Annotated in this window: 18 protein-coding genes; 13 read left to right on the top strand and 5 right to left on the bottom strand. The window is 69.6% G+C overall.

Going from position 1 to position 22,426, the window contains the following annotated elements:
• Positions 1–7 precede the first annotated feature (7 nt).
• Positions 8–1,390, bottom strand: a complete 1,383-nt coding sequence (locus tag FHT37_RS19645; RefSeq protein WP_091730183.1) for a serine/threonine-protein kinase — start codon at positions 1,388–1,390, stop codon at positions 8–10.
• Between the two features lie 85 nt (positions 1,391–1,475).
• Here FHT37_RS19645 and argS point away from each other — a divergent pair, with 85 nt between their 5' ends.
• The 10 genes from argS (at position 1,476) to FHT37_RS19695 (ending at position 13,801) form a co-directional block, all read left to right on the top strand.
• Entirely contained in the window at positions 1,476–3,230 is a 1,755-nt protein-coding gene (argS, locus tag FHT37_RS19650) for an arginine--tRNA ligase (RefSeq protein ID WP_183483789.1), read from the top strand.
• Positions 3,227–3,904 (top strand): SPOR domain-containing protein, encoded by a 678-nt coding sequence (locus tag FHT37_RS19655; protein WP_183483791.1) that lies wholly within the window; start codon positions 3,227–3,229, stop codon positions 3,902–3,904. The genes argS and FHT37_RS19655 overlap by 4 nt, the downstream gene beginning before the upstream one ends.
• Positions 3,905–4,000: 96 nt before the next feature.
• Positions 4,001–4,678 (top strand): thiol:disulfide interchange protein DsbA/DsbL, encoded by a 678-nt coding sequence (locus FHT37_RS19660; RefSeq protein WP_183483793.1) that lies wholly within the window; start codon positions 4,001–4,003, stop codon positions 4,676–4,678.
• Positions 4,679–4,891: 213 nt separating this feature from the next.
• Positions 4,892–5,815: an SPFH domain-containing protein gene (locus tag FHT37_RS19665; RefSeq protein ID WP_183483795.1), complete on the top strand. Its 924-nt coding sequence runs from the start codon at positions 4,892–4,894 to the stop codon at positions 5,813–5,815.
• Positions 5,816–5,828: 13 nt separating this feature from the next.
• Complete coding sequence (locus FHT37_RS19670) at positions 5,829–6,089, top strand: toxin-antitoxin system HicB family antitoxin (RefSeq protein WP_147242057.1); 261 nt, start codon at positions 5,829–5,831, stop codon at positions 6,087–6,089.
• Between the two features lie 67 nt (positions 6,090–6,156).
• Entirely contained in the window at positions 6,157–6,786 is a 630-nt protein-coding gene (locus tag FHT37_RS19675; protein ID WP_183483796.1) for a TetR/AcrR family transcriptional regulator, read from the top strand.
• Positions 6,787–7,139: 353 nt separating this feature from the next.
• Entirely contained in the window at positions 7,140–8,426 is a 1,287-nt protein-coding gene (locus FHT37_RS19680) for a solute carrier family 23 protein (RefSeq protein WP_183483798.1), read from the top strand.
• A gap of 226 nt (positions 8,427–8,652) precedes the next feature.
• On the top strand, positions 8,653–10,671 hold the full coding sequence (locus tag FHT37_RS19685; RefSeq protein WP_221211167.1) for a GGDEF domain-containing protein: 2,019 nt from the start codon (positions 8,653–8,655) through the stop codon (positions 10,669–10,671).
• Entirely contained in the window at positions 10,668–12,725 is a 2,058-nt protein-coding gene (locus tag FHT37_RS19690) for a diguanylate cyclase (RefSeq protein WP_183483807.1), read from the top strand. The genes FHT37_RS19685 and FHT37_RS19690 overlap by 4 nt, the downstream gene beginning before the upstream one ends.
• A gap of 83 nt (positions 12,726–12,808) precedes the next feature.
• Positions 12,809–13,801 carry a tripartite tricarboxylate transporter substrate binding protein gene (locus FHT37_RS19695; RefSeq protein WP_183483809.1) on the top strand — a complete coding sequence of 331 codons (993 nt, stop codon included), beginning with the start codon at positions 12,809–12,811 and terminating at the stop codon, positions 13,799–13,801.
• An 18-nt stretch (positions 13,802–13,819) separates the two neighbouring features.
• On the opposite strand, the gene FHT37_RS19700 is transcribed toward FHT37_RS19695, so the two are convergent.
• Complete coding sequence (locus FHT37_RS19700; protein WP_091730225.1) at positions 13,820–14,605, bottom strand: exodeoxyribonuclease III; 786 nt, start codon at positions 14,603–14,605, stop codon at positions 13,820–13,822.
• 340 nt (positions 14,606–14,945) lie between these two features.
• On the opposite strand from FHT37_RS19700, the gene FHT37_RS19705 reads away from it, so the two are divergent.
• The 3 genes from FHT37_RS19705 to FHT37_RS19715 all read left to right on the top strand — a co-directional run bounded on the left by FHT37_RS19705 (position 14,946) and on the right by FHT37_RS19715 (position 18,810).
• A complete protein-coding gene (locus FHT37_RS19705; protein WP_183483811.1) occupies positions 14,946–17,204 on the top strand; it encodes a TonB-dependent receptor in 2,259 nt (752 codons plus the stop codon).
• Between the two features lie 203 nt (positions 17,205–17,407).
• Positions 17,408–18,085: an orotate phosphoribosyltransferase gene (gene pyrE, locus FHT37_RS19710; RefSeq protein WP_091730233.1), complete on the top strand. Its 678-nt coding sequence runs from the start codon at positions 17,408–17,410 to the stop codon at positions 18,083–18,085.
• Entirely contained in the window at positions 18,085–18,810 is a 726-nt protein-coding gene (locus FHT37_RS19715) for a hypothetical protein (protein ID WP_091730238.1), read from the top strand. Before pyrE ends, FHT37_RS19715 begins: the two co-directional genes overlap by 1 nt.
• Positions 18,811–18,877: 67 nt before the next feature.
• On the opposite strand, the gene gatB is transcribed toward FHT37_RS19715, so the two are convergent.
• Genes gatB through gatC form a run of 3 tightly spaced genes read right to left on the bottom strand, consistent with a single transcriptional unit; the run spans position 18,878 to position 22,135 of the window.
• Positions 18,878–20,332: an Asp-tRNA(Asn)/Glu-tRNA(Gln) amidotransferase subunit GatB gene (gatB, locus tag FHT37_RS19720; protein WP_091730242.1), complete on the bottom strand. Its 1,455-nt coding sequence runs from the start codon at positions 20,330–20,332 to the stop codon at positions 18,878–18,880.
• 16 nt (positions 20,333–20,348) lie between these two features.
• The gene (gene gatA, locus FHT37_RS19725) at positions 20,349–21,839 is read right to left on the bottom strand and encodes an Asp-tRNA(Asn)/Glu-tRNA(Gln) amidotransferase subunit GatA (protein ID WP_183483812.1); all 1,491 of its coding nucleotides are present in this window, start codon (positions 21,837–21,839) and stop codon (positions 20,349–20,351) included.
• Complete coding sequence (gatC, locus tag FHT37_RS19730; RefSeq protein WP_091730250.1) at positions 21,836–22,135, bottom strand: Asp-tRNA(Asn)/Glu-tRNA(Gln) amidotransferase subunit GatC; 300 nt, start codon at positions 22,133–22,135, stop codon at positions 21,836–21,838. The genes gatA and gatC overlap by 4 nt, the downstream gene beginning before the upstream one ends.
• Between the last annotated feature and the right edge of the window lie 291 nt (positions 22,136–22,426).

Consider the following 22,426-nt stretch of genomic DNA (forward strand, 5'->3'; position numbering starts at 1 on the left):
GCCTGACTCACATGATCCGGCGCGGAGACGCCAGCGCCTCATGCGCAAGATGGAGTCGCCTGACCAGGACCTGGATGAATGCGCGGTCGAACCGGTGCTGGCACTCGGGGCTGAGCTGCCCCAGCGAATCCGGCGTGAAGGACACGGTTGTACAAAGTTGGGTCACCCGGATGTCGGTGCTGTGGCGCCGCAGGTCGGGATTCGGCGCGAGGTAGGCCATCTCGCCGACCGAGGTGCCGGTACCCAGCGTCGCCACCAGCGCGCCGTCGCGCCAGACCTCCACCTCGCCCTGCGTGATGATGTGGAAGGTGTTGCCCTCCTGGCCCTTCTTGAACAGCAGATGGTCCAGCGGATAACGCCGCCAGCGCGCGCGTCGCACCACTTCCCACAGCTCGACGTCGCCAAAGCCGGCGAAGAACTCCAGGTCGCGCAGGAGGTTGAAGCGCTCCGAGTCCTTGACCTCGTTGAGGCGCGCCAGCGGCACCAGCTGCCGGGCCACCAGCTCCGACAGCGCCTGGCCGAAGGCCTCCCAGTCGGCATGGCGCTCGTGCGGATGCTTGGCCAGCGCCTTCTGGATGACCGCATCCAGCTCCGGCGTCACGCCTCCGCGCTGGCCCAGCAGCGGCTGGGGCGCCTGGTGGTAGATCTGATGCATCAGCGCCATCTGGTTGGGCGCGTCGAAGGGCGGGCGGCCGCAGACCATGTGGTACAGCACCGCGCCCAGCGAATAGATGTCCGCCTGCGCGCCCACGTCGCCACCCTCGATCTGCTCCGGCGGCATGTAGGCCAGCGAGCCGACCCGGTGCACCTGCGTCATGTCGGCATTGAGGTTGAGCGCGCTGCCGAAGTCGCTGACCTTCACGTCGGTCACCTGGCCCTGGCTGTCGAGCACCGCCAGCAGGTTGGCGGGCTTGATGTCGCGGTGGACCACGCCCTGGCGGAACACGTAGGACAGCGCCATCGCGCACTTGAAGCCGAGCTCGACGATCTGGTCCAGCGGCAGCAGCCGGTCGTTGCGGCAGAAGTGCTTGAGCGTCACACCATGGACGTACTCCATGACGAGGTAGGGCAGGTCGCCGTCCTGCACCGCGTCCAGGATCTGCACCACGTTCGGATGCTGGAGTCGACCCGCCAGCGCGGCCTCGGCGGCGAAGAAGCGGATGCTGAGCGTGTCCTCTTCCGCCGGGCCGCCGCCGGACCAGGCGCGCATGCGCTTGATCGCGACTTCCTGGCCCTTGAAGTCGTCCATCGCCAGGAAGACGTCGCTGGTCGCGCCCTCGCCCAGTCGGCGCAGCACGCGGTACTTGCCGATCTGCTCCGGCAGGTCGGCCAGACCGCCGAGCGTCGAATCGGTGAAGCTGGCGGGGCGTGGATCGACGGGGGCGCTCATCGGAGGGGCATCCTGCCCCACGAGGAGGGCGCCGGCAAGGGGGCGTACGGCCTCTTACGGGGGAGGTCCCCTAAAATGCGGCGCCATGATCCAAGCCAAGCAGGAATTGCTCGCCGCCCTCGGCACCGTGCTCCAGGGCCTGAGCCAGGAGGCCGTCGACGCCGGCCTCGTCGCCGCCGCGCCGGTGGCCGCATTCGAGACCCCCAAGCAAGCCTCCCATGGCGATTTCGCCTGCACGGCCGCGATGCAGCTGTCCAAGGCGCTGAAGAAGAACCCGCGCGAACTGGCGACGACGCTGATCGCCCAGTTGCAGGCGCAACCGGCCTTCGAGCGCTGGGTCGACGCGCTGGAGATCGCCGGCCCGGGCTTCATCAACATCCGCCTCAAGCCCGTGGCCAAGCAGGCCGTGGTGAGCGAGGTCTTCGCCGCGGCCGAGCGCTTCGGGCACCAGCCCCGGCGCGACACCTCGGCGCTGGTGGAGTTCGTCTCCGCCAACCCGACCGGGCCGCTGCACGTCGGCCATGCCCGCCAGGCGGCGCTGGGCGATTCGCTGTGCCAGCTGTTCGCGACCCAGGGCTGGAACGTCAGCCGCGAGTTCTATTACAACGACGCGGGCGTGCAGATCGGCACCCTCGCACGCAGCACCCAGCTGCGCGCCCAGGGCGTCAAGCCGGGCGATCCGGTCTGGCCGACCGATCCCGAGAATCCCGAGAGCAAGAACTTCTACAACGGCGACTACATCCAGGACATCGCCGACGCCTTCCTGCGCAAGGAGACGGTGAAGGCCGACGATCGCGAGTTCACCGCGTCGGGCGATGCCGAGGACCTCGATTCGATCCGCCAGTTCGCCGTCGCGTTCCTGCGCCACGAGCAGGACCTGGACCTGCAGGCCTTCGGGCTGCGCTTCGACAACTACTTCCTCGAGTCCTCGCTGTACACCGGCGGCCAGGTCGAGGACGCGGTCGCGCGTATCGTCGCCAACGGCAAGACCTACGAGGAGGGCGGCGCGCTGTGGCTGCGCTCCACCGAGTACGGCGACGACAAGGACCGCGTGATGCGCAAGTCCGATGGCACCTACACCTACTTCGTGCCGGACGTCGCCTACCACGTGAACAAGTTCAAGCGTGGCTTCTCCAAGTGCATCAACATCCAGGGCACCGACCACCACGGCACGATCGCCCGGGTGCGCGGCGGCCTGCAGGCGACCGGCGTGGGCATCCCGGAGGGCTTCCCGGACTACGTGCTCCACAAGATGGTCACGGTCATGAAGGGCGGCGAGGAGGTCAAGATCTCCAAGCGCGCCGGCAGCTACGTCACGCTGCGCGACCTGATCGAATGGACCAGCCGCGACGCGGTGCGCTTCTTCCTGATCAGCCGCAAGGCCGACACCGAGTTCGTCTTCGACGTCGACCTCGCGCTCAAGGCCAATGACGAGAACCCGGTGTTCTACGTGCAGTACGCGCATGCGCGGATCTGCTCGGTGCTGCGCAAGGGCGTGGAGCAGGGCCACGACGAGGCCTCGCTCGCCGGTGCCGACCTCTCGCTGCTGACCGCGCCGACCGAGTACGCGCTGATGCTCAAGCTGGCGGACTACCCGCGCATGCTGGCCTCCGCCGCGCAAGACCTGGCCCCGCACGATGTGGCGTTCTACCTGCGCGACCTGGCCGGCGCGCTGCACAGCTACTATGGCGCCGAACGCGTGCTGGGCGACGACCCGGCCCTGACGCGCGCGCGCCTGGCGCTGCTGGCCGCGACGCGGCAGGTGGTGCGCAACGCGCTGGCGGTGCTGGGGGTGTCGGCCCCGGACGCGATGGAACGTGACTCGCAGGAGCAGCAATGAGCAAAGAAAAGCAGCGCGGCGGATTCGCCATGGGCCTGATCGTGGGCCTGCTGCTGGGGCTTGGGATCGCGCTGGGCGTGGCCCTGTACGTGACGAAGGCGCCGGTGCCCTTCGTCAACAAGCTGCCGCAACGCACCGCGGAGCAGGACGCCCAGGAAGCCGAACGCAACCGCAACTGGGACCCGAACGCGCCGCTGGCCGGCCGCGCCGGTGCGAAGGCCGCCTCGGGCGTGGTGACGCCGGCGGTCGTGCCGCCGCCCGCTCAGACGCCGCAGGTCACCGCCGGTCCGACGGCCGCGCCGGCCGTCGAGGGCCGTTCCGCCGAGCGCGCGCCCGCCGCGCAGCCGCAGGCCCAGACGACGCCCACGCCGGCCGCCAGGCCCGAGCAGCGGCCCGCCGAGACGCGGACGGCCGACGGCGCCCGCGCCGACGGGTCGCGCGGCAGCTTCTTCGTCCAGGCCGGCGCCTACACCCGCATGGAGGACGCCGAGCAGCAGCGCGCCAAGCTGGCCATCCAGGGGTTCTCGGCCAAGGTGATGGAACGCGAACAGGCGGGCCGCACCGTCTTCCGCGTGCGCCTGGGACCGTTCGACACCCGCGACGAGGCCGAAGCGCAGCAGAAGAAGCTCGAAGGGGCCGGCGTCGAGGCCAACCTCGTCGCGATCCAGCGCTGAGCCGCCGGGCGGTGGTTAATGCCACCCTAAGTTTGACTTTCTAGGATGGCCGGCCACCGCGCTGCCGGTCGCCGCGGAACTACCAAGGAATCGAAGATGAAGCGTCGCGAATTCAACGCCCTCACGGCCCTGTCGACCGCCGCGGGCGGTGGCCTGCTGCTGAGCGGCGCGCCCGCCCAAGCGCAGGGCGGCCCGATCGAAGGCCGCCAGTACCAGCGCCTGGCCAAGCCGGTGCCCGGCTCGACGCCCGGCAAGATCGAGGTGATCGAGTTCTTCTGGTACGGCTGCCCGCACTGCTACGTCTTCGAACCGACGATCGAGGCCTGGGCCAAGCAGCTGCCCGCCGACGTCGTCTACCGCAAGGTCCATGTGGCCTTCCGCGCGAACGTGAAGATCCACCAGCAGATGTTCGTGACGCTGGAGGCGATGGGCAAGGAGGCGCAGGTGCGCCCGGCCATCTTCAACGCCATCCATCGCGGCGGCCAGAGCCTGACCGACGTGGACGCGATGGCCAAGTTCCTGGCGCCGCTGGGCGTGGACCCGGCGAAGTTCAAGGAGACCTACAACTCCTTCACCGTGCAGACCCGCGTGCAGCAGGCGACGAAGCTGCAGGACCAGTACAACATCGACGGCGTGCCGACCGTCGCGATCGGCGGGCGCTTCCTGACCTCGCCGGCGATGGCCGGTTTCGGCCTGCGCGTCAGCGAGGAAGAACTGGGCCAGCGCTGCATCGCCGTGGCCAACTTCCTGCTGCCGCTGGCCCGCAAGGGCTGAGTGCCCACGGGCGCCGCGCCAGCGCGGAGGCTCTGCGGTCCCTCCAAAGCGCCCCCTCGAAAGCGCTCCCTCGAAAGCGCCCCTCATGGGGGCGCTTTCTGCTTTCTGCGGGACTCTCGCCCGGCCCCTCTCTTGGGGGTGGCTCCGCGTCGGCCCTTGCGCGCCGAGGGCGGTTGCGCTTAAAGTGATATCACCTTTTTGGAGGAGCTGGTGATGAGCACGACCGCAGTCCCGAAGAACAAGCCCTCGCCCGGCGCGGCGCCGACGCCGCTGGAGCGGCGCGCTGGCACGGCCAACGGTTATTCCGCGTTGCTCATCGGCCTGGGCCTGCTGGCCTTCGCGATCTGGCGCTTCGCCGCGCTCGGCCATGACGCGGTCGGCCTGCCGCAGCTGGCCTTGGTGGTGACCGGCGTCATCTTGCTGACCGGCCTGTACATCCAGCAGCCCAACGAGGCCCGCGTGCTGACGCTCTTCGGCCGCTACGTCGGCACCGACCGCACGCCCGGCCTGCGCTGGACGATCCCGCTGTTCATGATGAAGCGCCGCCTGTCGCTGCGCGCCCGCAACCTCGACGCGCCGACGCTGAAGGTCAACGACAAGCGCGGCAACCCGGTCGAGATCAGCGCCGCCGTGGTCTGGCGGGTCGAGGACACGGCCCGCGCCGTGTTCGAGGTCGACGACTTCGAGCAGTACGTCAGCATCCAGGCGGAGGCGGCGATCCGGCATGTCGCCTCGCAATTCGCCTACGACGAGGGCGATGACCTCGACAGCCGCGAGATCACCCTGCGCGCCGGCGCCGACGAGGTGATGGCCGCGATGATCGCGGAGCTGCAGGCGCGCCTGCAGCCGGCGGGGGTCAGCGTCGAGACGGCGATGCTCACCCACCTGGCCTACGCCCCCGAGATCGCCCAGGTGATGCTGCGCCGGCAGCAGGCCGAGGCCATCATCAGCGCCCGCAAGAAGATCGTGCACGGCGCGGTCAGCATGGTCGAGGAGGCGCTCAAGGGCCTGAGCGAGCGGGAGATCGTCCAGCTCGACGACGAACGCAAGGCGGCGATGGTGTCCAACCTGCTGGTGGTGCTGTGCTCCGACAAGGACACGCAGCCCATCGTGAACGCTGGGACGCTCTACAACTGAGCGGCGGGCGCAGATGGCCAGTCCCGCGAAGAAGCAATTCCCGCTGCGCCTCGATCCCGCGCTATGGGAGGAGATCGAGCGGCTGGCCGCGATCGAGCTGCGCTCGTCCAACGCCCAGATCGAGTTGTTGCTGCGGGAGGCGCTCAAGCGCCGCGGCATCAAGCCGGCGCCTTCCCCGGCGGCGCGTCGCGGACGCCCTCCGGCCGGCGCTGCCGAGGACACCGGGCAGGCGATGGACGACACGGCGCCACAAGCCGACTCCAGCGACGAATAACCCGGCCGTCATCCGTGGCATTCGGGGCCTGCGGCGGGTTTCGCACGACCGTGCTAACTTGCGCGTCATGGAAGCCAAGACCGCCCGCAGCGAACTGACGCAGAGCGCCATCGTCGATGTCGCGCTGGAGATGGCCCGCCTCGACGGCCTGGACAGCCTCTCGATCGGTGAGGTCGCCAAGCGCCTGAACCTGTCCAAGAGCGGTGTCTTCTCGCGCATCGGCTCGCGGGAGGCGCTGCAGGCCGCGGTGCTGGATGCCTTCGAGAAGACCTTCCAGCAGGAGGTCATCCTGCCGGCGCTGCGCGAGCCGCGCGGCCTGCCCCGCATGGACGCGATGGTGCGCGCCTGGTTGGGGCGCGTCGGCGGGCCGCACGGCAACTGCCTGTACGTGGCAGGCGCCTTCGAATACGACGACCGCGATGACGCCATGCGCGAACGCCTGCTCGACGGTGTCCGGCGCTGGCGCTCGACGCTGCGCCGCACGCTGGTCCAGGCGCAGGACGCGGGCCAGCTGCGCGAGGACGCGGATCTCGATCAACTGATCTTCGAGCTGGACGGCCTCTTCACCGCGCTGGTCCGCGAAGTGCGCTTCCTGCGCACGCCGGATGCGGTCGAGCGGGCCTGGACCAGCTATCGGCGCCTGATGGCCCCGATGCTGACGGCGCCGCCCACCTCGGCCGTCGAAGCCTCCCGCTGACCCACACGCCATGCCCCCGCCTGCGCCCAATCGCTGCCTCAATTTCGCACGCTCGTGCGAACTGCCCCGTTTTCCCCTTCCCTGAGCCCGAGGAGCCTTGCCATGACCATCCTGCTGATCCTGAGCCTGCTGACCGGCGGCGCGCTGTGGCGCGCCTGGGTGTCGTGGCGCCGGCTGCTGCGCATGCTGCCGCGCCACAACCGCGACATGGTGCTGTTCTGAGCGGCGGCGCGTGCATCGCATGCGCCATCCCGTCAAGCCTCCGTCGGGCCGCCCGGTCACGGGATATGCCCGGAGTGGCGATGTGATGGGGCCTCCTTACACTCCCTGGCTTGTCCCGTTGAGGAAAGTCCATGGCGCGGTTGATGCGCTGGCGGCCCGTGACCGTCGGCCCCGAGAAGGCGATTGCCCCCGATGAACGCCTGTCCTGGCCGCAGACCGCGGCGCTCGGCCTGCAACATGTGATCGCCATGTTCGGTGCCACCGTGCTGGCGCCGCTGCTGATGGGCTTCGATCCCAACGTCGCCGTGCTGATGAGCGGCGTGGGCACGCTGCTGTTCTTCTTCCTGACCGGTGGCCGGGTGCCGAGCTACCTGGGCTCGAGCTTCGCGTTCATCGGCGTCGTCATCGCCGCGACCGGGTACGCCGGCAGCGGCCCCAATCCCAACCTGCCGCTGGCGCTGGGCGGCATCGTCGCCTGCGGCGTGCTGTACACAGCGATTGGCCTGCTGGTGTCGGCCACCGGCAGCGGCTGGGTCGAGCGACTGATGCCGCCGGTGGTGACCGGTGCGGTGGTGGCGGTGATCGGCCTGAACCTGGCGGCGGTCCCCATCAAGAACATGGCGCCGACGCCCTTCGACGCCTGGATGCAGGCCGCGACCTTCCTCAGCGTCGCGCTGGTGGCGGTGCATGCGCGCGGCATGCTGCAGCGGCTGCTGATCCTGGCCGGCCTGGTCCAGGCCAGCCTGATCTACGCGCTGCTGACCAACGGCTTCGGCCTGGGCACGCCCATCGATCTCAGCAAGGTCGCGGCCGCGCCGTGGTTCGGGCTGCCCAGCTTCCATGCGCCGGTCTTCGACGGCGCGGCGATGCTGATGATCGCGCCGGTGGCGCTGATCCTGGTGGCCGAGAACCTGGGCCACCTGAAGGCCGTGGGCGCGATGACCGGGCGCGACATGTCGCCCTTCCTGGGCCGCGCCTTTGTCGGTGACGGCCTGGCGACCATCGCCAGCGGTGCGGTCGGCGGTACCGGCGTCACCACCTACGCCGAGAACATCGGCGTCATGGCCGCCACCCGCATCTACTCGACCGCCGTCTTCGTCTTCGCCGCGCTGATGGCGCTGGTGCTGGGTTTCTCGCCGAAGTTCGGCGCGCTGATCCAGGCCATCCCGCTCGCGGTGATGGGCGGCGTCAGCATCGTCGTGTTCGGCCTGATCGCGATCGCCGGCGCCCGGATCTGGGTCGACCATCAGGTCGATTTCCGCGACCCGCGCAACCTGATGGTGGCGGCCATCACGCTGGTGATCGGCACCGGCGACTTCACCTTGAAAATGGGCGGGTTTACCCTGGGTGGCATCGGAACTGCCACCTTCGGCGCGATCCTGCTGCATGCGCTGCTGCGGCGAGGCCGCACGGACTGACCCCACGCCGCGTGCGCGGGCGCCGACTCGTGCAGGCTTCACGGGAACCCGGGGATCGGCGCTCAAGTCACGAGACCTACCACTCGACATCAGCACGATGAGCATGCTTGGGGTGTTGCGAGCAACGGAGCAAGCGAGGACGGCCACCGGCCGGGCCGGCGCACGCCCACGCGCGCGCGCGCCAGAATGGGCCGCCGCGCTCCTGGCGCTCGCCTTGAGCCTGGCGATGCCGCTGCTGAGCGGCTGTGGGCCGCAGGGCGGCGTCGACACCCGCGACGCGGCGGCCTCCGCCACCGGCGTCCAGGACCGGGCGCTGCAGGCCGAGCTCGAGCAGCAGGAACGCATCGCCTCGGCGCACCCGCGCGAGCACCTGCGCGAGCTGCAGGCGATCGAATCCCGTGCCGCGCCGGGCAGCGCCGAGCGGCTGGAAGCCCTGAGCCAGCGCGCCGCGCTGCTCGCCCAGCTGCGGGACCGCAGCGGCCACGAGGCCGCGGTGGAAGCGCTGAAGGCCTGGCCGGAGAGCTCGCCGGTGCGCGCGCAGATTCCGCTGGCCCTGATGCTGGCGCGGGCGCAATGGCTCAAGGCCAATGGCGAACTGGGCGCCGGCGTGCGCCTGCTGGGCGGCCTCGCCGACATGGACGCGGCCCAGGCCGACCGCCGGATGCTGTGGCGCGCGACCGAGCTGCGCGCCTACATGCAGGGGGACTACGGCGAGGTCGACGCGGCGGTCGAAAGCGGCCTGAAGGCGCTGGAGCAGGCGCGCGCGATGGGCTCGCGCTGGCGGGCCGCCACCAACGACGCCACGCTCGCCTTCAACTACTTCCGCAGTCAGCAGTTCGACCATGCCCTGCGTGCCGCGCGCGAGGCGCTCGAGACGGCGCAGCAGGACCCGGATCCGGTGCTGATGTACTCGGTCTACACCATCCTGGGCATCGTCCACTCGCAGGACGAGGACCCGCGCCTGAGCCAGCAGGCCCGCGAGCAGGCGCTGCAGTACGCCCGCGAGGCGCAGGCGCCCGGCCTGCAGGCGCTGGCGCTGGGCAACCTGGCCGACTACGAGCTGCGCAGCGGCAACTACGCCCGGGCGCTGGAGCTGTCGACGCAAAGCCTGGCGCTGGCGCATGAGGGCGGCGAGATCTCGACCGAGATCCTGGCGCGCCACAACATGGGCATCGCCAAGATCGGGCTGAAGCGGCTGGAAGAGGGCAAGCGCGACGTGCTGCAGGCCATCACGATGGATGCGCAGCGCGAGGCCGGCAGCTACACCGCCGAGGCCTGGCTGGAGCTGGGCGGCTACCTGGAGAAGGTCGACGACCTGCCCGGCGCGGTCGACGCCTACCACCGCGCGCGCAAGGAGTTCGACGCGGTGCTGCGCGACGAGACCCGCAAGGCGGTGCTCGAGGCGCAGGCGCGCTTCGAGGACCAGCAGCGCCAGCGCGAGATCCGGCTGCTCAACCAGGACAACAGCCTCAAGGCCGAGCAGATCCGCACCCGCGACCTGCAGCTCAAGCTCTGGGCGGAGGTCGGTGGCTGCGTGCTGCTCTCGGGCGCCTTGCTGGCGCTGGCCTACCGGCGCATCCGGCGCACCAACGCCGCGCTCGCGCAGACCAACGAATCGCTGCGCGTGCAGAGCGAGCGCGACCCGCTGACCGGCCTCGCGAACCGGCGCCATTTCCAGCAGGCCATCGCGCAGCGCACGCGCGAAGGCGGCCTGCGCGGCAGCCTGTTCCTGATCGACATCGACCACTTCAAGCGCATCAACGACCAGTGGGGCCATGCGGCCGGCGACACCGTGCTGGTCGAGGTCGCGCGGCGCCTGAGCAGCGTGCTGCGTGAGCAGGACCTGGTCGTGCGCTGGGGCGGCGAGGAGTTCCTGATCCTGGTGAACTCCGAGGCCACCGAGGATGCGCGCCAGCTCGGCCAGCGCCTGCTCGACCAGATCGGCGGGCAGCCGGTCGACCACGGGCCGCTACGCATCCCGATCAGCGCGTCGATCGGCTTCGCCAGCTTCCCGATGGCGCCGCAGGACCTGACGCTCGAATGGGAGCGGGCGATCGACCTTGTCGACACCGTGATGTACATGGCCAAGGCGCATGGCCGCAACAAGGCCTACGGCGTGGCGGCGATGCAGGCCCGCGACCGCGACCAGCTGCTGGCCCTGGCCGGCCGCATCGAGGCCGCCTGGCACCAGGGCCAGGTGCAGCTGGTCAGCCTGCTCGGCCCGGTGCAGGAGGGGCGCGCATGATCCGGCCGCTCGCCGCCGTCGTGAAGGCCACGCTGCTGGCCATGCTGCTGAGCGGCGCGGCCGCGTGGGCGGCGATCCCCGACCGTGCGCTGGACGCGCAGCTCGTGCAACTGGACCGCTACGGCTACAACGAGCCGGAGAAGGCCGCCCAGCAGCTGCGCGCGCTGGCGGCGGACCCGGCGCACGCCGGTCAACGCCTGCACCTCGACTACGCGCTCGGCCGCAACGCCGTCTACGCCGGGCATCCGGAGACGGTGCGCCGCATCGCGGCGGACCTGGAGCAGCGGCCCGGCGGCCAGCCACTGGCGCGCATGCTGCTGGCCGAGCTGCAGGACCGCCAGGGCCAGACCGGCCGCTCGGGCGACATGGCGCGGCAGGCGCTCGAGGCCCTGTCGCCGCCCTGCCCGTCGCAGGCGGCGCAGGCGGTGCCGCCCAACTGCGACGCGCGCGTCGCGCTGCAGGCCCTGCGGCTGATCGCGCGCGCGCAGGGCGCGCGGGGCGAGTACGCCTTCGCCGACACCTCGCTGCGCCGCGCGCTGGCGCTGGCCCAGGCGCTGCAGGACCACATCGCGACCGGCGCGATGATGGGCTCGCTCGCGGTGAACAGCCAGGTCCGCGACGAGACCGCGGCCGCGCAGCAGTGGATGACGCAGGCCTGGCAGATGGCGCAGGGCGATGCGTCCGCGATGAGCCGGGCGAAGATGGTCGAGTCCATGGTCGCGTCGCGACGCGGCGATCGCAACCAGCAGCTGGCGGCGCTCGAGGATGCGCTGCGGCTGGCCCAGCAGTCGGGCGGACGGCGCGACGTCGCGCTGCTGCAGAACAACCTGCTCGACGCCTACATCCACACCGACCAGGCCGCCAAGGCGGTGCAGCTGGCGCGGCTGGCGCTGCCGGTGGTGCAGTCCTACAACGACCAGACGGTCGAGCGCACGCTGCGCCACAACCTGTCGGTCGCGCTGGTGCTGCAGCGCCAGTTCGAGCCGGCGCGGCGCGAGGTCGCTCGGGTGCTCGAGCTGGCGCAGGGCGACTTCGATCCGGTGCGCCGCGCGCTGCAGCTGCGCGAGCTCGGCGAGGCCTACGCCAAGGTCGGGCAGTGGAAGGAGGCGCTGCGGCTCTATCACGAGGAGCGCGCGCTGAGCGCGGAGACGGCCCGGCGCAACCGCGACTCCGCGCTGCAGCAGCTGCGGCTCAAGTACGACAGCGAGGCCAGGCAGCGCGACCTGGAGCTGCTGCGCCGCGAGCAGACGCTCAAGGACCGCGAGCTCGGCAACCGGCGGCTGGCGCAGTACGTCGGCGTCGGGCTGGCGGCGCTGCTGGGGCTGTCGCTGATCCTGATGGGCGTGATGCTGGCGCGCGTGCGCGAGGCCAACCGCAGGCTCAAGGCCAACCAGAGCCTGCTGCGCGCCCAGAGCGAGCGCGACCCGCTGACGGACCTGGCCAACCGGCGCCACTTCCTCGCGGTCATGGACCGCCATGCCAAGGACGTGTTCACCGGCGCGCTGCTGATGATCGACATCGATCACTTCAAGCATGTCAACGACCGCCACGGCCACGCGGCCGGCGACGCGGTGATCGTCGAGGTCTCGCGGCGCATCGCGCAGGCGGTGCGGGCGGAGGACCTGGTGGTGCGCTGGGGCGGCGAGGAGTTCCTGGTCTTCGCCCGCAACGTGGCGCCGGACCAGTTGCAGCTGCTGGCCGAGCGCATCCTCTTCATCGTCGGCGAGCAGCCGGTGCAGACCGCGGCCGGCGCGCTGCGGGTGACCTGCTCGATCGGCTTCGCGCATTTCCCGCTGCCGCCGGCCCAGCTCGCCCTGCATTGGGAACAGGCCGTCAACTGGGCGGACATGGCGCTCTACACGGCCAAGTCGCAGGGCCGCAATCGCGCGCGCGGCATCGTGACCGTCGAGGCCGGCGACGCGCAGGCGCTGATCCAGATCGAGGCCGACTTCGATGCCGCCTGCAGCTCCGAGCGGGTGCAGCTGCAGACCCTCCTCGGTCCGGAGCCGCCCGGGTTGCCGGATTCGACGGCGTCGGTGGAGTCGGCGGACTAGCCGGGCGGGACGGACATCCCCGCCGCATCACGATCGCATCGCCGCCGACGACCCGCATCGAGATCACCACGAGGAGACGTTCCATGAGCCTGAACCGTCGCGCGTTGCTCGCGCTGTCCTCCGCGGCCTGTCTGCCGGGCCTGGCCCGCGCCCAGCAGGGCTGGCCTGTGCGGCCGCTGCGCATCGTCGTGCCCTTCCCGCCGGCCGGCACCACCGACCTGCTGGCCCGCGCGATGGCGCCCGAGCTGCAGAAGGCGCTGGGCCAGCCGGTGATCGTCGAGAACAAACCCGGCGCGGGCGGCAACACCGGCTCGGCCGAGGTGGCGCATGCGACCGACGGGCACACGCTGCTGATGGGCACCGTGGGCACGCACGCGATCAATGCCTCGCTCTATCCCAAGATGCCCTTCGACCCGGTCAAGGACTTCGCGCCGGTCACGCTGGTCGCCGCGGTGCCCAATGTGCTGGTGCTGAATCCGGCCAACGCGCAGAAGTACGGCATCCAGAGCGTCGCCGACCTGGTGCGCGTGGCCAGGGCTCAGCCGGGCAAGCTCAACATGTGCTCGAGCGGCAACGGCACGTCGATCCACCTGGCGGGTGAGCTGTTCAAGAGCCTGACGGCCACCTACATGATCCATTTCCCGTATCGCGGCTCGGGACCGGCGCTGCTGGACCTGATGGGCGGGAACATGGACCTGATGTTCGACAACCTGCCTTCGGCGTTGCCGCACATCCGGTCGGGCAAGCTCAAGGCGCTCGCGGTCACGAGCGCGCGCCGCAGCGAGGCGCTGCCCGAGCTGCCCACGATCGCGGAGAGCGGCGTGCCGGAGCTCAAGGCCTTCGAGGCCTCGTCCTGGTTCGGGTTGCTGGCGCCGGTGGCGCAGCCGGCGGATCAGGTCGCGCGGGTGCAGCGTGAAGCCGCGAAGGCGCTGGCGACGCCGGCGATCCGGGAGCGCCTGGCGTCGCAGGGCGCGGTGCCGGGCGGCGGCACCAGCGCGGAGTTCGCCGCGCTCATCGCGAGCGAGACCGCCAAGTGGGCCAAGGTGGTGAAGGTCTCGGGCGCCAAAGTGGATTGACACCCGGATCGGTGAGCTTCAGATCTTGAAGTCGTAATCGATCGTCAGCGGCGCGTGGTCGCTGAAGCGCTGGTCGAGGTAGATGGCCTCGCGGGTGGCCAGGTGGGCCATGCCGGGCGTGGCGAGGTGGTAGTCCAGGCGCCAGCCCACATTCTTCGCCCAGGCCTGGCCGCGGTTGCTCCACCACGTGTATTGGTCGGGCTTGTCGTTGAGCACGCGGAAGACGTCCACCAGCCCGACGTCCTGCTCGAGCAGCTTGGTCATCCAGGCCCGTTCCTCGGGCAGGAAGCCGCTGTTCTTCTGGTTGCCCTTCCAGTTCTTGAGGTCGATCTCCTTGTGGGCGATGTTGACGTCGGCCACCAGGATGAACTCGCGCTCGGCGCGCAGCGCCATCAGGTAGGGGTACATCTCCGCGAGGAAGCGGAACTTCGCGGCCTGGCGTTCCTCGCCGCTGGAGCCGCTCGGGAAATAGCAGCTGATGAGGCTCAGCTTGCGGCCGGGCTTGTCGAAGCGCTTCTCGACCCAGCGGCCTTCCAGGTCGAACTCCGAACTGCCGAAGCCGACGATGACGTCGCTGGGCGTTTCCTTCGTGTAGAGGCCCACCCCGGAGTAGCCCTTCTTCTGGGCGTAATGGAAGTGGCCGCTGAGGGTGTCGTAGCCGGCGAACTGCGACTCGACGACGTCGGCTTGCGCCTTCAGTTCCTGGACGCCGACCACGTCGGCCTGCTGCGGCGGCAGCCAGTCGAACACGCCCTTGGTGGCGGCGGAGCGGATGCCATTGAGGTTGAGGGTGATGAAGCGCATGGAGGGGGCCCCTGGAAGAGGGCGGCAGTATCGCAAAGCCCCCTGCCAAAGATGACAGCAGCCGCCCCACACGTTCACGAGGTTCGGGCCCGCACCACATGGCGCGGTGAGCGTGCGCCGTCCACGCCCATTCGGGCGACACGCGAGCGGGTGCAGTGTTTGGACAACAGAAAACGCACCACCGAGGTGCGTGGGGTGACGTGTTTATGACGAACTTGCTAGATTCGCGTCCACCGCGCTACCCCGCACCCACATTTTTGCCAGCTGTGAACCCGGAGCACCCCTCGGGACACCGCCGGCCTCCCCCCGGTTTCCCCATCCTTCCCCCGGAGTTCCATCCATGAATCGATTCGCCACCCAGCGCGCTGCCGTCCCGGCCCTGCGCGAGGCCGCCGCGGCCGTGTCGCTGGCCCTGCTCGCCTGGCCCGCGCTGGCCCAGGACGCCACCGACGCGCCGGCCAAGGAGAAGGGCCAGCTGGAGACGGTGACCATCACCGCCGAGCGCCGGGTCGAGAACATCAAGGAAGTGCCGAACGCGGTCAGCAAGATCTCGGGCGAGAAGCTGGACGTGCTGAACTCCGGCGGTCAGGACGTGCGTTTCCTGTCGGGCCGCGTGCCCAGCCTGAACATCGAATCCTCGTTCGGCCGCGCCTTCCCGCGCTTCTACATCCGCGGCTACGGCAACACCGACTTCCGCCTGAACGCATCGCAGCCGGTCTCGCTGGTCTATGACGACGTGGTCCAGGAGAACCCGATCCTCAAGGGCTTCCCCGCCTTCGACCTGGCCGCCGTCGAAGTGGTGGCCGGTCCGCAGGGCACGCTCTACGGCCGCAACACGCCGGCCGGCGTGGTCAAGTTCGATTCGGTGAAGCCCTCGCAGCGCCAGGAAGGCTACCTGAACGTCTCCTACGGCAACTACGGCACGATGAGCCTGGAAGGCGCCGCCAACGTGCCGCTGACCGGCGACTGGGCCGCCCGCATCTCGGCGCAGATCCAGCACCGCGACGACTGGGTCAAGAACCAGGTCCCGACCGGCAAGACCGGCGAGCTCGAGGGCTACGACGACCGCGCCCTGCGCGTGCAGGCGCTGTACCAGCCGCACAAGGACTTCAGCGCGCTGTTCAACTTCCACGGCCGCGACCTGAAGGGCAGCGCGCGCGTGTTCCGCGCCTCGATCATCAAGCCCGGCACCAACGACCTGGTCGACGGCTTCGATCCCGAGAAGTCCTACACCGACGGCGTCAACGAGCAGACGCTGCACGCCACCGGTGGCAGCGCCCGCCTGCGCTGGGGCCTGGGTCAGATCAACCTGTACTCGATCACCGGCTACGAGTCGGTGCGCCCGTTCAGCCGCGGCGACGTGGACGGCGGCTATCTCTACGGCGGCACCAAGCCGTTCACGCAGGAAGGCCAGGCTGGTTTCCCGGCCGAGTCCTCCAGCTCGATGAGCGGCCATCGCCAGATCACGCAGGAGTTCCGCGTCGAATCCGCCACGCCGGGTCCGCTGCGCTGGCAGGGCGGCCTGTACTTCTTCGACGAGCGCTATACCGCCCGCAGCACCGACTACACGACCTCGACCGGCCTGGCCGCCGGCTACGTCGACACCTACCAGAAGAACACCGCGTGGGCGGCGTTCGGCTCGGTGAACTACGCGGTCACGCAGGACTTCTCGCTGCGTGGCGGCCTGCGCTACACGCATGACAAGAAGGACGTCAACGTCAGCAGCAGCTACACCGACCTGAACACCAGCACCGGCGTGTCGGCCAACACCGCCGACAAGAAGTGGAACTGGGACGTCTCGGGCACCTATGCGCTGACCAAGGAAACCAACCTGTACGCCCGCGTGGCCACCGGCTTCCGCGCCTCGTCGGTACAAGGTGCATCACGTTTCGCCGGCCAATCGCAGGCGACGCCGGAAAACGTCACTTCCTATGAAGTCGGCGTCAAGTCGGACTTCTGGGATCGTCGCGCGCGCCTGTCGGCCAGCGCCTTCACCTACACCGTCAAGGACCTGCAGCTGACCGCCGTCGGCGGTCAGAGCAACGCCAACCGCCTGCTGAATGCGAAGAAGGCCACCGGCAACGGCGTCGAGCTGAATCTGGAACTGCTGCCGGTCGACCAGTTGCTGATCACCCTCGGCGGCAGCCTGAACAACACCAAGATCAAGGACCCGAGCCTGTCGCTGCCCGCTTGCGGCGGCGGTTGCACGATGACCGATCCGCTGGTGGCCGGTTCGACGACCAACTACAGCATCGACGGCAATCCGCTGCCGAACGCGCCCAAGTGGGTCGCCAACCTGACCGCGCGCTACGCCTTCCCGACCGCGGCCGGCAACGAGTTCTACATCTACACCGACTGGGCCTACCGCTCCAAGGTCAACTTCTTCCTGTACGAGGCCAAGGAGTTCACCGGCAAGGCGCTGACGGAAGGCGGCCTGCGCGGCGGCTACATCTGGAACAACGGCAAGTACGAGGCGGCGATCTTCGTCCGCAACATCACGAACCAGATCCGCATCACCGGCGCGATCGACTTCAACAACAACACGGGCTTCATCAACGACCCGCGGACCTACGGCGTGCAGTTCAAGGCGATCTTCTGATCGGCTGAACGACGCAGCGCAGCGGCTTCGGCCGCGCGCCTTGCAAGAAGCAGGCCCGCTCCGGCGACGGAGCGGGCCTTCTTTTTGCTTGGTATGCCTGGATTCCAGCGACAGCGTGTCCTGTGAAGCGCCCGGGCAGCGCAGAACCCCGGTCCTACAATTCCGCCCCACTTTCACTGTCACGTCTCGACGTCGCGCCCGCCATGACCACCGCCGCTCCCCAGGACGCCCTGGCCCAGGAATTCGTCGCCTTCGCCGTGGACACCGGCGTGCTGCGCTTCGGCGAGTTCAAGACCAAGGCGGGCCGCCTCAGCCCGTATTTCTTCAACGCCGGCCTGTTCGACGACGGCCTGAAGGTCGGCCGCCTGGCCCAGTTCTACGCGCAGCGGCTGCTGGACTCGGGCCTGGCCTTCGACATGATCTTCGGCCCCGCCTACAAGGGCATCACGCTGGCCGCGGCCGTCGCCATCGAGCTGGCGCGCCTGGGCCACAACAAGCCCTTCGCCTACAACCGCAAGGAAGCCAAGGACCATGGCGAGGGCGGCACGCTGGTCGGCGCCAAGGTGCAGGGCCGGGTGCTGATCATCGATGACGTGATCTCGGCCGGCACCTCGGTGCGCGAATCCATCGCGATGATCCAGGCCGCGGGCGCCACGCCCTGCGGCGTGACGATCGCGCTGGACCGCCAGGAGAAGGCCGCCGAGAACGGGCAGGACCTGCCATGGTCGGCGGTACAGTACGTGCGCGACCAGCTGAAGCTGCCGGTGGTCGCGATTGCAGGGCTGTCCGACCTGCTCCAGTATCTGCAGACGACCAGCAGTACCGCCGTCTCCGCGCACGCGGCGGCGGTCCATGCCTACCGCGATCGCTACGGAGTCTGATGCGTCCTTCCATCTCACGCCGCCTGCTGTCCCGACCGGCCGCGCCCGCGGCGCTCGTTGGCGCCTTGATGCTGGGCGGCGGCCTCGCGGGTCCGGTCCTGGCACAGACCAAGGCGCCGTCGTCGCCGACCATCTACACCTGCACGACGCCCGATGGCCGCCGGCTGACCTCCGACCGGCCGATCCCCGAGTGCCAGACGCGCGAGCAGCGCCTGTTGAATTCCGATGGCTCGGTGCGGCGGATGGTGCCGCCGGCGATGTCGCCCGAGGAGCAGGCCTCCGCCGAGCAGCGCCGACGCGCCGAGGAAGTGCAGCGCTCCGCGCAGCAGGACGCGGTCCGGCGCGACCGCAACCTGCTGCAGCGCTACGCTGACCAGGCCGCGCACCAGAAGGCACGCGAGGCCGCGCTCGACGACGTCCGCGAGGCGATGCGGCAGTCCGAGAAGCGTCTGCAGGCGCTCGCCATCGAGCGCAAGCCGCTGCTGGACGAGGCCGAGTTCTACAAGGGCAAGCGGGTGCCTTTCAAACTGCAGCATCAGCTCGAGGCCAATGAAGCCGCGGCGGCCGCGCAGCGCGAATCGATCGAGAACCAGAAAGCCGAGATCGGCCGCGTGAACAAGTTCTATGACGATGAACTGTCCCGCCTGAAGCGGCTGTGGGCCGGCGCCGCGCCGGGCTCGCTGGAAAAAGCAGCGCCGCAGGCGCCGTCCGCCAGCGGGCGCTGACAGCGTCGACGCCAAAAAAGAACGCCGGTGGATCGCTCCACCGGCGTTCTGCCTTTCAGGGGCCTGATCAGGCGCCGAGCTTCTTCTTCAGCAGCTCGTTCACGGCGGCCGGATTGGCCTTGCCCTTGGTCGCCTTCATCGCCTGGCCGACCAGTGCGTTGAACGCCTTCTCCTTGCCGGCGCGGAATTCCTCGACCGACTTGGCGTTGGCCGCCAGCACCTCGTCCAGGATGCGCTCGAGCTCGCCGGTGTCGCTCATCTGCTTGAGGCCCTTGGCTTCGATGAGCGCGTCGACGTCCTGGCCTTCGCCGGTCCACAGCGCCTCGAAGACCTGCTTCGCCGCGTTGTTGGAGATCGTGCCGTCCTGGATGCGCTTGATCAGCGCGGCCAGCAGCGCCGGCGTCACCGGGGCGTCGTCGATGGCGCGCTCCTCGGTGTTGAGGCGCCGCGAGATCTCGCCCATCACCCAGTTGGCGACCAGCTTGGGCGCGCCGCAGGCCTCGCGCGCGGCCTCGTAGAAGCGGGCCGTCGCCAGGCTCTGCGTCATCATCGTCGCGTCGTAGGCCGGCAGGCCGTCGACCTCCTGGAAGCGCGCCGCCATCACCGACGGCAGCTCTGGCATCTCGCCGCGCACGCGCTCGACCCAGTCGGCGCCGATCATCAGCGGCGGCAGGTCCGGGTCCGGGAAGTAGCGGTAATCGGCCGCATCCTCCTTGGTCCGCATCGCGCGGGTCTCGCCGGTGTCCGGGTTGTAGAGCACCGTCGCCTGCTGGATCTCCAGGCCGTCCTCGATCTGGTCGATCTGCCAGTTGACCTCGTAGTTCACCGCGTCGACGAGATAGCGGAAGCTGTTCAGGTTCTTGATCTCGCGCCGCGTGCCGAAGGGCTCGCCGGGCTTGCGCACCGAGACGTTGACGTCGCAGCGGAACGAGCCTTCCTGCATGTTGCCGTCGCAGATGCCCAGCCACATCACCAGCGCGTGCAGCGTCTTGGCGTACTCGACGGCTTCGGCGCCGGAGCGCATCTCGGGCTCGGAGACGATCTCCAGCAGCGGCGTGCCGGCGCGGTTCAGGTCGATGCCCGACTGGCCGTGGTAGTCCTCGTGCAGGCTCTTGCCGGCGTCCTCCTCGAGATGGGCGCGCGTCAGCTTCACGACCTTCTTCTCGTCGCCGACGAAGAACTCGATCTGGCCGCCCTGCACGACGGGGATCTCGTACTGGCTGATCTGGTAGCCCTTGGGCAGGTCGGGATAGAAGTAGTTCTTGCGGGCGAAGATGGACAGCGGCGCCACCTTCGCGCCGACCGCCAGGCCGAAGCGGATCGCGCGCTCGACGGCGCCGCGGTTCAGCACCGGCAGCGTGCCCGGCAGCGCCAGGTCCACCGCGCTGGCCTGCGTGTTGGGCGCCGCGCCGAATGCGGTCGACGAACCGCTGAAGATCTTCGAGACGGTCGAGAGTTGGACGTGGTTCTCCAGGCCGATCACGACCTCGTAGCCCCGCACCAGTTGGCTGTTCTTGCTCATCGCTTGCTCGTTGTCCTTACACGCCCGCCGGGGTCTGGCGGTGCCAGTCGGTGGCCTGCTGCAGCGCATGGGCGGCGTGCAGCAGCGTGCCTTCCTGGAAGTAGTTGCCCAGCAGCTGCAGGCCCACGGGCATGCCGCCCTCGCCCAGCCCCACCGGCACGCTCATGCCGGGCAGGCCGGCCAGCGAGCCCGGCAGCGTGAAGATGTCGGCCAGGTAGACCTTGACCGGATCGTCCGCGCCTTCGCCTTGCTTCCAGGCCACCGTCGGCGCCACCGGCCCGGCGATCAGGTCGCACTGCTGGAAGGCCTGCTGGAAGTCGTCGGCGATCATGCGGCGCAGCTTCTGCGCCTGCAGGTAGTAGGCGTCGTAGTAGCCATGCGAGAGCACGTAGCTGCCGATCATGATCCGGCGCTTGACCTCGGCGCCGAAGCCCTCGGCGCGGGTCTTCTCGTACATGTCGATCAGGTTGCCGTAGTCCTTGGCGCGGTGACCGAACTTCACGCCGTCGAAGCGCGAGAGGTTGGAGCTCGCCTCGGCCGGGGCAATGATGTAGTAGACCGGGATGGCCAGTTCGGTGCGCGGCAGCGAGACGTCGACCAGCGTCGCGCCCAGCTTCTCCAGCTCCGCCAGGCCGGCGCGCACGGCGCCGTTCACGTCGGACGAGAGGGCGGCCGGGAAGAACTCCTTGGGCAGGCCGATGCGCAGGCCCTTGAGCGGCTGGGCGGCGCTCGCACCCTCGCGCGCGGCCAGCATGCGCGCATGGAAGTCCTGCGGCGGCTGCTGGACGCTGGTGGCGTCGCGCTCGTCGAAGCCGCTCATCGCCGAGAGCAGCAGCGCGCAGTCCTCGGCGGAGCGCGCCATCACGCCGGCCTGGTCCAGGCTGGACGCGAAGGCGATCATCCCGTAGCGCGAGCACACGCCGTAGGTCGGCTTGATGCCGGTGATGCCGGAGAAGCTGGCCGGCTGGCGGATCGAGCCGCCGGTGTCGGTGCCGGTCGTGGCCGGCACCAGGCCCGCCGCCACCGCGACCGCCGAGCCGCCCGACGAGCCGCCCGGCACGCGCGTGCGGTCCCAGGGGTTCAGCGCCTTGAAGTAGGCGCTGTTCTCGGTGGCCGAGCCCATCGCGAACTCGTCGCAGTTGAGCTTGCCCAGCGACACGGTGCCGGCGGCGTTGAGCCGCTCGACCACGGTGGCGTCGAACGGGCTCAGGTAGCCGGCCAGCATCTTCGAGCCGGCCGTGGTCGGCATGTCGCGGGTGACGAAGATGTCCTTGTGCGCCAGCGGCACGCCGATCAGCGCGCCGGCCTCGCCGGCGGCCAAGCGCGCGTCGGCGTCCTTGGCGCGGGCGAGGGCGTAATCCGGGTCCACGTGCAGGAAGGCGCCGAGATCCTTCGCCGCGGCAACACGCGCAAGCAGATGTTGCGTCAGTTCGGTGCTGGAGACCGTCTTGGCGCGCAAGGCGCGGCCGAGCTCGGCGACGCCGAGTTGATGCAGGGGGGCGGTCATTCGATGACTTTCGGGACCAGGAACAGGCCGTCCTCGACGGCGGGAGCGCTGCGCTGGTTGAGCGCGCGCTGGTCGGTTTCGGTGACGCGGTCCTCGCGCAGCCGCAGGGCCACTTCCTGGACCGCCGACAGCGGCGTGTAGAGGGGATCGACGCCGCTGGTGTCGACCGCGCTCATCTGCTCGACGATCGAGAAGAAGCCGTTGAGCTGCGGCAGCAGCGCGGCCTGTTCGTCGCCGGAAAGTTCCAGCCGGGCCAGTTTGGCGATCCGGCTGACATCGTCGTGGGTGAGTGCCATGGGAATGTGCTCGAGGGCCGGTCCGGACCAGCGGTCCGCCGGGCGCGCGAAACATTCGCCGAACGCTGACGGAAGCCTTGCAGACGGGCCAAACCAAGGGGTGATCAGTTATTATCCCCGCTTATCTCCATGGCGCCGGGGCTGCTTCTGCAGCCTCGTTGCTTATGGCAAGGAATTTCGCTCGCGCGGACGCCGCCGGTCCGCGCGGTTACCCGACAAGAACCGCCCCGAATCGCAGCCGCCCGGACAGAACGCAGACGAACGCCGCCTGATGCCGTCGAATGCCGCCGA

The organism is Mitsuaria sp. BK037, assembly GCF_014193045.1.
Taxonomy (GTDB): Bacteria; Pseudomonadota; Gammaproteobacteria; order Burkholderiales; family Burkholderiaceae_C; genus Roseateles.

Excerpts from the sequence above, each read along its gene's own strand:
- FHT37_RS19665 (WP_183483795.1), top strand. The coding sequence starts at position 4,892 with ATGAGCACGACCGCAGTCCCGAAGAACAAGCCCTCGCCCGGCGCGGCG.
- FHT37_RS19695 (WP_183483809.1), top strand. The coding sequence starts at position 12,809 with ATGAGCCTGAACCGTCGCGCGTTGCTCGCGCTGTCCTCCGCGGCCTGT.
- pyrE (WP_091730233.1), top strand. The coding sequence starts at position 17,408 with ATGACCACCGCCGCTCCCCAGGACGCCCTGGCCCAGGAATTCGTCGCC.
- FHT37_RS19670 (WP_147242057.1), top strand. The coding sequence starts at position 5,829 with ATGGCCAGTCCCGCGAAGAAGCAATTCCCGCTGCGCCTCGATCCCGCG.
- gatA (WP_183483812.1), bottom strand. The coding sequence starts at position 21,839 with ATGACCGCCCCCCTGCATCAACTCGGCGTCGCCGAGCTCGGCCGCGCC.
- FHT37_RS19715 (WP_091730238.1), top strand. The coding sequence starts at position 18,085 with ATGCGTCCTTCCATCTCACGCCGCCTGCTGTCCCGACCGGCCGCGCCC.
- FHT37_RS19680 (WP_183483798.1), top strand. The coding sequence starts at position 7,140 with ATGGCGCGGTTGATGCGCTGGCGGCCCGTGACCGTCGGCCCCGAGAAG.
- argS (WP_183483789.1), top strand. The coding sequence starts at position 1,476 with ATGATCCAAGCCAAGCAGGAATTGCTCGCCGCCCTCGGCACCGTGCTC.
- FHT37_RS19655 (WP_183483791.1), top strand. The coding sequence starts at position 3,227 with ATGAGCAAAGAAAAGCAGCGCGGCGGATTCGCCATGGGCCTGATCGTG.
- FHT37_RS19675 (WP_183483796.1), top strand. The coding sequence starts at position 6,157 with ATGGAAGCCAAGACCGCCCGCAGCGAACTGACGCAGAGCGCCATCGTC.
- FHT37_RS19700 (WP_091730225.1), bottom strand. The coding sequence starts at position 14,605 with ATGCGCTTCATCACCCTCAACCTCAATGGCATCCGCTCCGCCGCCACC.
- gatC (WP_091730250.1), bottom strand. The coding sequence starts at position 22,135 with ATGGCACTCACCCACGACGATGTCAGCCGGATCGCCAAACTGGCCCGG.
- FHT37_RS19705 (WP_183483811.1), top strand. The coding sequence starts at position 14,946 with ATGAATCGATTCGCCACCCAGCGCGCTGCCGTCCCGGCCCTGCGCGAG.
- FHT37_RS19685 (WP_221211167.1), top strand. The coding sequence starts at position 8,653 with ATGCCGCTGCTGAGCGGCTGTGGGCCGCAGGGCGGCGTCGACACCCGC.
- gatB (WP_091730242.1), bottom strand. The coding sequence starts at position 20,332 with ATGAGCAAGAACAGCCAACTGGTGCGGGGCTACGAGGTCGTGATCGGC.
- FHT37_RS19690 (WP_183483807.1), top strand. The coding sequence starts at position 10,668 with ATGATCCGGCCGCTCGCCGCCGTCGTGAAGGCCACGCTGCTGGCCATG.
- FHT37_RS19660 (WP_183483793.1), top strand. The coding sequence starts at position 4,001 with ATGAAGCGTCGCGAATTCAACGCCCTCACGGCCCTGTCGACCGCCGCG.
- FHT37_RS19645 (WP_091730183.1), bottom strand. The coding sequence starts at position 1,390 with ATGAGCGCCCCCGTCGATCCACGCCCCGCCAGCTTCACCGATTCGACG.